At 54.5% G+C, this 12,199-nt stretch carries 10 protein-coding genes; 8 read left to right on the top strand and 2 right to left on the bottom strand.

Features of this window, described 5'->3' with window-relative positions; translation table 11 throughout:
- The first annotated feature begins 35 nt into the window (after window positions 1-35).
- The 3 genes from ACIGCM_RS08545 (at window position 36) to ACIGCM_RS08535 (ending at window position 3,708) form a co-directional block, all read left to right on the top strand.
- Complete coding sequence (locus tag ACIGCM_RS08545; RefSeq protein WP_397501610.1) at window positions 36-947, top strand: EamA family transporter; 912 nt, start codon at window positions 36-38, stop codon at window positions 945-947.
- 38 nt (window positions 948-985) lie between these two features.
- Window positions 986-1,861 (top strand): aldose 1-epimerase, encoded by an 876-nt coding sequence (locus ACIGCM_RS08540; RefSeq protein ID WP_397501609.1) that lies wholly within the window; start codon window positions 986-988, stop codon window positions 1,859-1,861.
- A gap of 587 nt (window positions 1,862-2,448) precedes the next feature.
- A complete protein-coding gene (locus ACIGCM_RS08535) occupies window positions 2,449-3,708 on the top strand; it encodes an OprD family porin (RefSeq protein WP_397501608.1) in 1,260 nt (419 codons plus the stop codon).
- 328 nt (window positions 3,709-4,036) lie between these two features.
- On the opposite strand, the gene kdgD is transcribed toward ACIGCM_RS08535, so the two are convergent.
- Window positions 4,037-4,948: a 5-dehydro-4-deoxyglucarate dehydratase gene (gene kdgD, locus ACIGCM_RS08530; protein ID WP_397501607.1), complete on the bottom strand. Its 912-nt coding sequence runs from the start codon at window positions 4,946-4,948 to the stop codon at window positions 4,037-4,039.
- Window positions 4,949-5,344: 396 nt separating this feature from the next.
- On the opposite strand from kdgD, the gene ACIGCM_RS08525 reads away from it, so the two are divergent.
- From ACIGCM_RS08525 to ACIGCM_RS08505, 5 genes are all read left to right on the top strand, one after another.
- On the top strand, window positions 5,345-6,736 hold the full coding sequence (locus tag ACIGCM_RS08525; RefSeq protein ID WP_397501606.1) for an enolase C-terminal domain-like protein: 1,392 nt from the start codon (window positions 5,345-5,347) through the stop codon (window positions 6,734-6,736).
- Between the two features lie 32 nt (window positions 6,737-6,768).
- A complete protein-coding gene (locus ACIGCM_RS08520; protein WP_397501605.1) occupies window positions 6,769-7,752 on the top strand; it encodes a tripartite tricarboxylate transporter substrate binding protein in 984 nt (327 codons plus the stop codon).
- 62 nt (window positions 7,753-7,814) lie between these two features.
- Window positions 7,815-8,297, top strand: coding sequence for a tripartite tricarboxylate transporter TctB family protein (locus ACIGCM_RS08515; protein ID WP_397501604.1), 483 nt, complete (start codon window positions 7,815-7,817; stop codon window positions 8,295-8,297).
- Between the two features lie 11 nt (window positions 8,298-8,308).
- Window positions 8,309-9,829 (top strand): tripartite tricarboxylate transporter permease, encoded by a 1,521-nt coding sequence (locus ACIGCM_RS08510; protein ID WP_397501603.1) that lies wholly within the window; start codon window positions 8,309-8,311, stop codon window positions 9,827-9,829.
- 274 nt (window positions 9,830-10,103) lie between these two features.
- Entirely contained in the window at window positions 10,104-11,000 is an 897-nt protein-coding gene (locus ACIGCM_RS08505) for a LysR family transcriptional regulator (RefSeq protein ID WP_397501602.1), read from the top strand.
- Here the strand turns inward: ACIGCM_RS08505 and ACIGCM_RS08500 are convergent.
- Window positions 10,997-12,154 (bottom strand): mandelate racemase/muconate lactonizing enzyme family protein, encoded by a 1,158-nt coding sequence (locus tag ACIGCM_RS08500; protein WP_397501601.1) that lies wholly within the window; start codon window positions 12,152-12,154, stop codon window positions 10,997-10,999. The two genes, ACIGCM_RS08505 and ACIGCM_RS08500, sit on opposite strands and share 4 nt — an antisense overlap.
- Window positions 12,155-12,199 lie beyond the last annotated feature (45 nt).

Raw genomic sequence — 12,199 nt, 5'->3', positions numbered from 1 at the left:
CGTTTTCATTTATCTGCCAAGGAATACACCTGCCAATGTCCGCCATAGCCCCACTGCCAAGACACATTGCCGTACTCATCCTCGCTGCGCTGGCCTGTTCGTTCGCAGGCAACCACATCGCTGCGCGTATTGCCTTCGATCACGACACCGGCCTGCTGCTCGCCATGCTGTGCCGTGCCGGCGTGACGTTATTGGTATTGGCGGCCTTAGTCTTTTACCGTGGTGAGGCGCTGCGATTGAGTCGCCAGACCTGGTGCTGGCAATTGCTGCTCGGGCTGCTGATCGCCGTGCAGAGCTTCTGCATTTACTCTGCGGTTATGCGCATTCCGGTCGCGCTGGCGCTACTGGTAGTCAACCTCGCGCCTATCTTTCTGGCCCTGCTTAGCTGGGCACTCGGCGGCCCTCCGCCCACTCGGCGAGCCACAGTGCTGATGGGCACTATTCTGTTTGGTCTGGTATTGGCGCTCAATGTACCCGCCCAGCTCTCGAATCACACCGAGATGGATGCCAGTTGGATTGAAGGTGTGCTGTTCAGCGCCACCGGCGCGGCTGTGTTTGCCTGCGCCTTGTGGATAACAGCCCATCGTCTCGCACCTGTTCCCGGCACTGTGCGCAGCATGCTGACCTTATTGGTAGTGTTTGTCTCAACCGCGTTAATAGGTGCCAGTGGCGTGCTCCCCGGTGGTATGGATCTTCCGAGTGCGCCAGCAGGCTGGCTAGCCCTCGCCTGCCTGGTCTTGCTCTACGGGATGGCGTTTTCAGCGCTGTTTGTTTTCGTCAGCCGACTGGATATCACTCGCAACGCACCGGTGATGAATATTGAGCCTGTAGCCGGATTGCTGTTTGGCTGGTTAATCCTCGATCAACTGCTTAATGGTGTGCAAATCATTGGCGGGCTGATTGTCGTTTGTGGCGTAGTACTGCTTGCCTCAAGCAAGCAGGCGTAACGCTAATCCATTGGTGCAATTTGACTGAGTTATTCGCCATGCCGACCACACTCTTGCACTTAGAAGATCGCTTAACCCGCCTGAGCTTAATACCTGCAATTGGCGGCAGTATTGCCAACTGGACGAGTAAACAAACGGGCCAGCCACTGTTGCGCCCGAGCGATGAACAAGCGCTCGCAAGTGGATCACCTCGGCGCTTGGCTTGCTACCCGCTGGCACCTTGGTCAAACCGCATTGCCGAAGGCGGCTTCGAGTGCCCGGATGGCTGGCTCGCGCTTGAGCCCAATACCGACCATGACCCCTACCCGATTCATGGCAGCGCCTGGCAACAAGCCTGGCAAGTTGATGAACACAGCTCCAATCACGCACGCTTGAGTCTCAACAGCAGCCTGCCGTTTGCTTACCGAGCAGAGCAATTCATTGATCTGTGCGACGGTCAGCTAAGCCTGCGCCTGCGCGTAACTCATCTGGATGCTAACCCAGCCTGGCACGGTATCGGCTTCCACCCTTACCTGCCACGTACCGCTCAAACGCAGTTGCGTGCACTGGCGCAAACCGTCTGGAAAGCCAACGGCAACACGCTACCGGAACAACAACGCGCGATACCACCAGACTGGAATTTCAGCCAGCTAAGCCGACTCCCGAATGACCTAGTCGACCATGCATTTACAGGCTGGGACGGCAGGTGCTTGATTACTCAAGCTGACGCCGGCTATGAACTTGCCTGCGAAGTCAGGGGGGCTGATTATTTTTTGCTGTTCTGCCCTACCGGGCGTGATTTCTTTTGCTTCGAGCCAGTCAGTCACCCTATCAATGCCCACCACTTACCCGGCAAACCCGGCCTGCGTTTACTGCAATACGGGCAGTCTATTGAGCTGGAATTTCGCCTGAGCTATCAACCATTAACGGGATAAAAGCACGCTGACTGACGGCTACATAGCTGAGTAAAAGATCATCTGTTGGCGGAGAATGCCCCATCTAAAAACCTTGGTACGGATGCCAAATCAATCAGAGGAAAGCATTTAAGGTCATCCTACGACTAAAGATATAGAAATCCTCCAGCTTTATCTCAAAACGGTCAATTTTCTAAAAAAGTTGTCTGGGGGAAATTATTGCTAAAAATCGGCTAAAAACCGTGAAAAAAAGCAAAAAAACAGTAGTTTTGATAAGTTGAAATATTTCATATCATCCAAAAGTAGACGTTGACAAGAGCAAATCAGTTTGCAAATAATTCAGCCGTTGTACGACGACGCACAACAATAATAATAAACAGAACAGGTCCCACCATGACGAGTACATACCGCTCTAATCGCTTGCCCCATGCCCCGCAGCGATCACCCCAATATTCCACAGTCGTGAGCCTGATGCTCGCGCTGAAGCGCTAAGACGCAGCCCAGTATTAAATTCGTTTTTATCCCACTCCAGGGCATCTCGTCGCGGCTGCTTAAGGCTGAGTCAAAGACCTGGGAATAGAAGCAACTCCACATGGAGCAAAATAATAATGAGTCCACGCAAGATCCTTTCACTCGCAGTTGCCAGCGCCATCGCAGCCTCCGCCCTGCCACTTAGCAGCCATGCAGCAGGCTTCGTAGACGACGCAAAGGTCAACATTGGCCTGCGCAACTTCTACATCAACCGTAACTTCACTAACCCAGGCTACCCCCAAGGCAAAGCCGAAGAGTGGACCCAGAGCTTTATGCTTGATGCGCGCTCAGGTTTCACCGAAGGGACTGTGGGCTTCGGGCTTGATGTACTGGCCATGGAAGCCATCAAGCTAGATGGCGGTCGTGGCACAGCCGGTACCGGCCTGCTGCCAGTGCATGATGGTGGCCGTCCTGCTGACGACTACGGCCGCGTTGCTGCCGCAGCAAAAGCACGTATTTCCAAAACTGAATTGAAGGTCGGCGAATGGTTTGCTGTGCTGCCAATCCTGCGCTCAGATGACGGCCGCTCGCTGCCACAAACCTTCCAAGGTGCTCAACTCACCTCGAAGGAAATCGACGGCCTGACGCTCTACGGCGGTCAGTTCCGCCAGAACAGCACCCGTGACAACGCCAGCATGGAAGACATGAGCTTCAATGGCGGCACCGGCGGCGGCAATGGCGTCTCGGATCGCTTCAACTTTGTCGGCGGCGAATTCACGTTCAACAAAGACCGCACAGTTTTCAGTCTGTGGAACGCACAGTTAGAAGACGTGTACAGCCAGCAGTTCGTCAATCTGGTGCACACCCAAACCGTGGGTGATTGGCTCCTTGGCGCCAACCTTGGCTACTTCTGGGGCAGCGAAGACGGCAGCGAACGCGCCGGCGAACTGGATAACCAAACTGCCTCTGGCCTGTTCTCGGCCAAAGTGGGTTCACACGCCTTCTACGTTGGTTTGCAGAAAGTCAGCGGCGACGACAAGTGGATGCGCGTTAACGGCACCAGCGGTGGCACCCTGGCGAACGATAGTTACAACTCAAGCTACGACAACGCCAAAGAACGCTCGTGGCAGCTGCGTTATGACTTCAATTTTGCAGGTCTTGGCCTCCCAGGCATGACGTTGATGAACCGTTACATCAGCGGTGACAACATCAAAACTGCAACGACAGACGATGGCAAAGAGTGGGGCCGCGAAACCGAGTTGGCCTATGTTGTCCAGAGCGGGACATTCAAAAGCCTATCGATGAAATGGCGTAACAGCTCAATTCGTCGTGACTACAGCACCAGCGAATTTGACGAGAACCGCCTGATTTTCAACTACCCGCTGTCAATTTTGTAACAGTTACTGTTCGACCTCCCTTCATAGCACTTTGCCCGCCACTTGGCGGGCTTTTTTATGTGCGAGGATAAAACGATGGTCTCTGGCTGTTTGAACAATGGTGGGCAAGCTGCGCGGTACCGCACCCTACAGGACCATCGTATTGGTAGCGTGTATGACGCTTTTTTCATACACCCAAAGCGCCACAAACTATTGGCCTGACCCTTACGCGGGTCAAGCCACAGTCAACTGCAGTTGTAGGGCTACGAAGTTTCAGAACGGTATTTACGACAGGCTGGAGACGCTGAGCCAGAACGGCTCAGCGAGTGTGTAGATGACTCAGGCCAGCTTATTGCGGACCTTGAGCCTTCATCAAAGCAGCAAGTTGCTCGTACTCTTCTGGCAACAGGTCAGTCAATGGTGCGCGGACTGGACCGGCGTCATAACCGGCAATCTTGGCACCCGCTTTTACGATGCTCACGGCATAACCGGCGCGACGGTTACGGATATCAAGGTAAGGCAGGAAGAAGTCATCAATGATCTTGCCAACAGCAGCCTGATCTTCACGGGCGATTGCGTGATAGAAATCCATCGCAGTTTTAGGCAGGAAGTTGAACACCGCCGATGAATAAACCGGTACACCCAACGCCTTGTAAGCCGCAGCGTAGACTTCGGCAGTCGGCAGGCCACCCAGGTAGCTGAAGCGATCACCGAGACGGCGACGGATCGACACCATCAACTCGATATCACCCAGACCATCTTTGTAGCCGATCAGGTTCGGGCAGCGCTCTGCTAGTTGCTCAAGCAAAGTGGCATTGAGGCGGCAAACGTTGCGGTTGTAAACCACGACACCAATTTTTACCGACTTGCACACTTGCTCAACGTGAGCAGCCACGCCTTCTTGGCTGGCTTCGGTCAAATAATGCGGCAGTAGCAGCAAGCCTTTAGCGCCCAGACGCTCAGCTTCTTGCGCGTACTGGATGGCCAGTCGAGTCGGTCCGCCTACGCCAGCCAGAATCGGCACACCGCCTTCGCAGGTATCGACAGCCGTCTTAATAACGGAGCTGTATTCATCTGGCGCCAGCGAGAAAAACTCGCCTGTGCCGCCCGCAGCAAACAATGCAGTAGCGCCGTATGGCGACAGCCACTCAAGGCGACGAGCATAGGTATCAGCGCGGAAATTACCGGCAGCATCGAAGTCAGTCACTGGGAAAGACAGCAGTCCGGAGGAGAGGATGGACTTTAGTTCTTGTGGATTCATTGTTTGAACACCCTGGGCGTTTGAGTATGTTTGGCAGCCTTAGCTGAAGTGATACGTTATCGTACAACTACAAAAAAGAATACTTCTTTTCATTCGACTTAAGTCTAGAGCGATGAATTTCCAGCAATAGGGCTGTCTACAATGGGCAACAGCGCAACAAAAAAGCGCAGTCTCGTACGACCTTGCATCATTTGAGCACATAACGTCGTTGACAGCTCAGCCTGTGATTGGTACAAATTTGCTATGTCGTACGACGACGCATAACTTATCCAATAAAAACAAATACGAGAATCCACCTATGCCTGCGATTCCTAAGCATACCCAGGACACACCCTCTTTAAAGGGTCACCTGAACTCATCGTTCCAATGGCTAACCAACCCACGGAACACGCTGTAATGAGCCAGTCAGGAACGCATCAGGCCCCAACAGTAACCAGCATGCAGGTGATTCCAGTCGCCGGCCAAGACAGCATGTTGCTCAACCTGTGCGGTGCACACGCCCCCTACTTCACCCGCAATCTGGTGCTGCTTAAAGACAACGCAGGCAACATGGGCATAGGCGAAGTGCCAGGCGGAGAAGGTATTCGCCAAGCGCTCGAACGTATTCGTCCGCTGGTTGAAGGCCATTCAATTGGTGCCTACAACCGAATTCTTCGTGGTGTGCAGCACGCACTCTCAGGCAGGGCTGACGGCCCACAGACCATCGCTCACCAGGTTACATCCGAGGCTGAAGCCGCCGTACTGCGCCAGCCCCATGAGATCAACCTGCGCCTGGATAACGTCATAACCGCAGTTGAAGCCGCCCTGCTAGATCTGCTTGGCCAATTCCTTAATGTCCCAGTCGCGGAGCTATTGGGCTCTGGCCAGCAACGCGACAGCGTACCCATGCTCGCTTACCTGTTTTACATCGGCGACCAAAGCAAAACCGATCTGCCATATGTAAAAGGCACAGGTGACGATTGGTACAACATCCGTCACAGCATGGCGATGACCCCAGAAACTATTGCGCGACAAGCCGAGTCAGCTGCTGATCGCTATGGCTTTAGCGACTTCAAACTCAAGGGCGGCGTCATGCACGGCAGCGAAGAAATGGCTGCCGTGGCGGCTATCAAATCGCGCTTTCCCCAAGCCCGCGTCACCCTCGACCCAAATGGTGCCTGGTCGCTGGATGAAGCCATTGCCTTGTGCAAAGGGCAGAACCATTTACTGGCGTACGCCGAAGACCCATGCGGCCCAGAGAATGGTTATTCAGGCCGCGAAGTCATGGCTGAGTTCAAGCGCGCAACCGGGATTGCCACCGCCACAAATATGATCGCCACCGACTGGCGCCAAATGGGCCACTCGCTGCGCCTTGAAGCAGTCGACATCCCGCTGGCTGACCCACACTTCTGGACCATGCAAGGTGCCGTGCGCCTTGGTCAGGTCTGCGCTGAGTTCGGTCTGACCTGGGGCTCTCACTCCAACAATCACTTTGACGTCTCGCTGGCCATGTTTACCCATGTAGCCGCCGCTGTACCGGGACGAATTACTGCAATTGACACTCACTGGATCTGGCAAGAGGGCCAAGAACGACTGACCCGCGAACCGCTGCAAATCATTGGCGGCAAGGTTCAAGTTCCACAACGGCCTGGGCTGGGTATCGAGCCCGACCTAGACCGTATACAAAGCGCCCATGAACTCTACAAGCGGGTCGCCACTGGCGCGCGTGACGATGCCATGGCAATGCAGTACCTCGTTCCGGGCTGGCAGTACGACCCGAAACGTCCAAGCTTGGGTCGCGCCAGCTAAGGCGCGCTTCCATCAACCACCGGAGAATTCCAATGAAAAAAACAATCCGTGCTTCTCTAATGTCTGCAATGATTGCCATGGGCGTCTTAGGCAGTCAAACAAGTGCTTTTGCAGCAGACGCCGCCAGCTGGCCAACCCGCCCAGTGCAAGTGGTGGTAATCGCTAACCCTGGTGGTGATACCGACTTCAATGCCCGCATGATGGCCAAGTATTTCAGCGAAATCACTGGCAAAAGCATGGTCGTTACCAACGTCGCGGGCGGTGGCGGTACCTTGGCTGCAGAACAGGTAAAAGGGGCTGCACCTGACGGCAACACCATCCTGTTCACCCACACCGGTCAACTGATCGTTAACGAAGTGGCCGGTCTGTCCAAAGACAGCTACGACGCCTTCGATATCTCCTGCATCGCGGGTGTAGACAAAGGCGCGATCTTTGTTGCTGGCGAGCAGTCGGGCGTAAAAACCCTGCAAGAGCTGATCGACAAAGCCAAAGCCAATCCAAATACCATTGCCTATGGCACTGAGATCGGCAGCTTCTCGCACATCCAAGGGCTGATGTTTGAACAGTTGGCTGGGGTTAAGTTGAAAATGATCGACGCCGGCACCGTTTCAGAGAAAGTCGTATCGCTGCTGGGCGGCCGCATGGATCTGGGCGCCATCAGCTACGGTTCAGTTCAGGACTATATTAAAGGTGGCCAGATGTACGCGCTTGGCCAGCCAAACGCTGAGCGTAACGCGCTCTTGGGCGACGTTAAAACCTTCAAGGAACAAGGCGTCGACTTCACTATCGACAAGCCTTACGTAGTTGCCTTTCCAAAGGGCACTGATCCGGCAATCGTGAAAAAGATGGCCGACATCATGAAGCAAATCACTGAAAAGCCTGAGTACGCAGAAGAGTTGAAGAAATCGTTCAAACAACCTGTTGCCTACTACAACACAGAAGAAGCCATTGCGACCCTGAAAAAGACCCGCGAAGACTTCATGCAGTACAAGGATGCTCTGCGCCAGTCCAAATGATGTAGGGCCCGGGCCGGCCAATTGGCCGGCCTACGCCAAGCGAACATCCCCAGAGGTTAATGATGGCTACAACCAAGAAATCTGAGCTGGCAATTGCCGGCTGCATGCTGGCCGTCGGTATTGGCTACCTGCTAATGACGACCCAACTGCCTCACCATAGCGGTATCGATGCAACCTTCGTCCCTTACTTGCTCTCAACATTGCTGTGCGCGCTTGGCGCATTGCACCTGCTTGCAGTGGTAAAAATGCCGCAAACAGAGGGCTCGGTCGCATCTGACGAAACCCCAAGCGAGCCAATGGACGTTAAAGCCGTAGTCAAAACGCTGGCCTTGATCGTCGGCTACATTGCCCTGCTGAAGACTGTCGGCTTCCCGATTATGACCACGGTTTATCTGTACCTGCAGTTCATCGTGCTCACCCCCGTTAACCAAAAGGTCAATCACGTTGTATACGTGCTGATTGCGCTGATCACGACTGCTGTGGTGTACACCCTGTTCCGTGAGGCCTTCGACCTACTGCTGCCATCCGGCCTGTTTGGCTTCTAGGAGAATCGACCATGCTCGACTTATTGCAGCAAGGCTTCGGTGCTGTTTTTTCCGTCCACATTATGTTGCTGATGTGCATCGGCGTTGCCGTGGGCATCGTCTTCGGCGCTGTACCTGGCCTGTCCGCAACCATGGCCGTTGCCCTGTGCCTGCCACTGACCTTTACCATGGGCCCGCATGCTGGCTTATCGCTGCTGGTGGCGTTGTTCATCGGTGCGACGTCCGGCGGTTTGATATCCGCCATTCTGTTGAAGATTCCGGGTACCCCCTCCTCCATTGCCACAGTGTTCGACGGTGGCCCGATGATGGAGAAAGGCGAAGGCGTCAAGGCGCTGGGTGCCGGTATCGTTTTCTCGTTTTTGGGCACTATTTTCAGCGTTATTGCGCTGATGTTTCTGGCTCCGCAACTGGCTAAAGTGGCTTTGCGCTTCGGCCCTCAAGAATATTTCGCCATCGCGGTTTTCTCGCTGACCCTGATTGCCACGCTTTCTGCTGGCTCTATGGTTAAAGGCTTGTTTGCCGGCGCTTTGGGCTTTGCCGTTTCCACCGTGGGAATTGCCCCGGTTGAGGCGATTCGTCGTTTCACCTTCGATTTTGCTGAACTCAATGGCGGTTTCGCCATGCTCACGGTGATGATCGGTATGTTTGCGGTGGCTGAAATCATTAAAGTCGCTGAGAACGGCCGTACGCCCAAGGGTGAAAAAGCCGAGTCGATCAGCATGAAAAACATCAAAGGCTTCGGCTTTTCGATGCGCGAGTTTCGCGAACAAATTCCTAACGCCACCCGCTCTGGCCTGATTGGCTTGGGCATCGGTATTCTGCCGGGTATTGGCGCAGGCACGTCGAATCTGGTGTCGTACATCATTTCGAAAAAACGCGCGAAAGATCCAGACAGCTATGGCAAAGGCAACATGGGTGGCGTAGTTGCCAGTGAAACCGCGAATAACGCAGGAATCGGTGGCGCAATGTTGCCGCTCATGACCCTCGGGATTCCCGGTGACACCGTTACGGCGATTCTGCTGGGCGGCTTCCTGATTCACGGCATCCAACCTGGTCCGCTGCTGTTCATCACCCAAGGCCCGCTGGTTTACACCATCTTCGCCGCCTTGCTGGTATCGACCGTCCTGATGCTGTTCATGGAGTTTTACGGCCTGCGCATCTTTATCAAGCTGCTGGATATTCCGAAGCACATCCTGTTGCCAATCATTTTGGTGCTGTGCGTTGTCGGTGCGTTTGGCCTTAGTAGCCGCCTGTTCGATGTCTGGTCGATCTTGGTGTTTGGCGTGCTCGGCTATGCCTTTGTCAAAGCGGGCATCCCGCCGGCACCGTTTATCATTGGCTTCATTCTCGGGCCTATGGCAGAAACCAATCTGCGCCGTGGTCTGATGATGTCCGATGGTGATTTCACCAGCTTCCTCACTAACCCGATTTCGGCCGCATTCCTCGGTTTGGCGGTGGCCTTTATTGTTTGGCAACTGATCAGCGCCATCCGCCCAAAGAAGAGCGTTATCAACGAAATCCTCCGCACCTGATCGATGCGTAACTGCAAAGGGCCAGCTCATGTAGCTGGCCTTTTTCATGATCATGCCAATTTTTTTAAACGCAAATAGCACCTTACAGAAACTCACGAGCTGACTACCCGAGCACTTGATCAAATGCAGCGAAACTCGGGCAGTCGAGCCTTGTGCATTGATGATTAAGGGCATCGCATTCTCTCGTTAAGCAAATTATTAACCAGAAGAATGACGCCAAGAATCAACAAGGTCTATTCTAATTAACCATCTTATTGATACCCGAATTGAATCAATGTTCGAGCTTGCCCAACTCCGCTGTTTCACCATGGTTGCGACAGAACTTAACTTCCGCAAGGCAGCAGAACGGCTGCACATGACCCAGCCACCTTTAAGCCGGCAAATACGCCTGCTTGAGCACCAACTGGGCGTTAATTTATTCAGCCGGAGCACCCGATCTGTCAGCCTAACGGCCGCTGGAAGAGCCTTTCTGACGGAAGCTAGCAGCTTGCTTGAGCGAGCCGAACAAGCCGCCCAGCGGGCACGCCGAATAGCCTCAGGCGATATCGGTGCGGTGTCTTTGAACTTCGTTGCCAACGCGGTCTATAGCTTGCTGCCGCGGGCACTTAACGATTTACGCGAGCGCTTGCCCGATATAGAGGTAACGCTACAGGAAATGGCCAGCTTCGAGCAGAATGAAGCGCTGCTGGAGAGGCGTATTGACCTAGGTATTGTGCGAAGGACAGTGGCACAGCCGGGGATCTCAAGCGTGAACCTCTTGCAAGAGCCCTTTGTGTTGGCTGTACCCCGCCAACATCCACTGGCTAAACAAACGCTCATTCAAATCAAAGATCTTGATGATCAGCCTTTTATTCTTTCATCCTGGCAGCCGTTCAATGAACTGATCAATGGGCTGATCCGCACCCACCATATTCAACCCAAAGTTGTCCAAAAACTCAGCTCGACCCTGACTATTCTTTCGCTGGTTAATTCCGGCATGGGCCTGGCATTGGTGCCCTACAGTGCCTCACGCCTGCAACAGGAGAACCTTTGTTTCCGGCCAATTGAACTGCCAAGCGGGGTACAGAGTACGCTGCACCTGATCTGGCGTGAGGATGATGACAACCCAGCTTGCGCGGAGGTAAGACAAGCATTGCTTAAAGCCGCGCAACTGGAGTGCCATGCTCTCTAAGGGCGCTGGCCAACCTCGGCTTGCTGCACCGTCCAGCCCGCGACTTGCTCACTTAGGGTCAAGCCCAAGCCTGGGCGAGTTGGTACTAACATACGCCCGTCACGGGTTTCCAGCCGCTCTTCGAACAGCGGTTCCAGCCACTCAAAATGCTCGACCCAAGGCTCGCGGGTGTGGGTCGCAGCCAAGTGCACATGCAACTCCATGGCGAAGTGCGGTGCCAGCGTCATACCGGCCTGTTCGGCCAGCGTCTGTACGCGCAGGTAGGGCGTGATACCACCCACTCGCGGCGCATCAGGCATCAAATAGTCCGCAGCGCGCTGGCGAATAAACTCCCAATGTTCTGCCGGGCTGGTGAGCATTTCACCGGTGGCGATGGGCGTGTCGAACTGGCGCACCAGATCAGCATGGCCTTCAGCGTCATAGCAATCGAGCGGCTCCTCGATCCACACCAAATTAAAGTCTTCAAGGCGACGACACATGCGTCGCGCCGTTGGCCGGTCCCACTGTTGGTTGGCATCGACCATTAACGGGAAAGATTCACCCAAGTGCTTGCGTACCGTCGCAACCCGGTGCAGGTCCAATGCTGAATCCGGTTGGCCCACCTTGAGTTTGATACCACCGATACCCTGTTCACGGGAGATATCGGTGTTTTTCAACAACTGCTCCAATGGGGTATGCAGAAAGCCACCGGAGGTGTTGTAGCAACGCACTGAATCACGCTGGGCGCCAAGCAGACGCGCCAATGATAAGCCCGAGCGGCGTGCTTTAAGGTCCCAGAGTGCCACATCAAATGCACCAATGGCCTGAGTCGCCAAACCGCTGCGCCCCACAGACGCACCTGCCCAGCAAAGTTTGTCCCACAGCTTGGCAATATCACTGGGGTTTTCACCAATAAGATTCGGCGCGATTTCCAGCGCGTGGGCGAACTGGCCCGGACCTCCAGCGCGCTTGGAGTAACTGAAGCCCATGCCTTGATGACCATCACGGGTTTGAATTTCAGCAATCAGGATAGCGATTTCAGTCATCGGCTTTTGTCGGCCGGTCAGTACTTTGGCATCACTGATTGGGTTGGCCAGCGGCAGTGCCACTGAGCGCAGGCGCAGCCAGGCAATACGGTCATCGTCGGCGCAAGTCATAGCGGGCTGTTGGTTCATTGGGGTCTCCACTTGGTCGAATCAAATAGAGCTTGTAGATCAGGG

Origin of the sequence: Pseudomonas sp. NPDC078700 (genome assembly GCF_044542375.1) — a bacterium.
Classification (GTDB): domain Bacteria; phylum Pseudomonadota; class Gammaproteobacteria; order Pseudomonadales; family Pseudomonadaceae; genus Aquipseudomonas.
Note: the sequence above shows the minus strand (reverse complement) of the source record. Positions and strands in the feature narration are given on the sequence as shown.

Bases quoted from the DNA above. Each gene is read 5' to 3' on its own strand.
- ACIGCM_RS08525 (WP_397501606.1), top strand. From the start codon at position 5,345: ATGAGCCAGTCAGGAACGCATCAGGCCCCAACAGTAACCAGCATGCAG.
- ACIGCM_RS08505 (WP_397501602.1), top strand. From the start codon at position 10,104: ATGTTCGAGCTTGCCCAACTCCGCTGTTTCACCATGGTTGCGACAGAA.
- ACIGCM_RS08510 (WP_397501603.1), top strand. From the start codon at position 8,309: ATGCTCGACTTATTGCAGCAAGGCTTCGGTGCTGTTTTTTCCGTCCAC.
- ACIGCM_RS08500 (WP_397501601.1), bottom strand. From the start codon at position 12,154: ATGAACCAACAGCCCGCTATGACTTGCGCCGACGATGACCGTATTGCC.
- ACIGCM_RS08545 (WP_397501610.1), top strand. From the start codon at position 36: ATGTCCGCCATAGCCCCACTGCCAAGACACATTGCCGTACTCATCCTC.
- ACIGCM_RS08515 (WP_397501604.1), top strand. From the start codon at position 7,815: ATGGCTACAACCAAGAAATCTGAGCTGGCAATTGCCGGCTGCATGCTG.
- ACIGCM_RS08535 (WP_397501608.1), top strand. From the start codon at position 2,449: ATGAGTCCACGCAAGATCCTTTCACTCGCAGTTGCCAGCGCCATCGCA.
- ACIGCM_RS08520 (WP_397501605.1), top strand. From the start codon at position 6,769: ATGAAAAAAACAATCCGTGCTTCTCTAATGTCTGCAATGATTGCCATG.
- ACIGCM_RS08540 (WP_397501609.1), top strand. From the start codon at position 986: ATGCCGACCACACTCTTGCACTTAGAAGATCGCTTAACCCGCCTGAGC.
- kdgD (WP_397501607.1), bottom strand. From the start codon at position 4,948: ATGAATCCACAAGAACTAAAGTCCATCCTCTCCTCCGGACTGCTGTCT.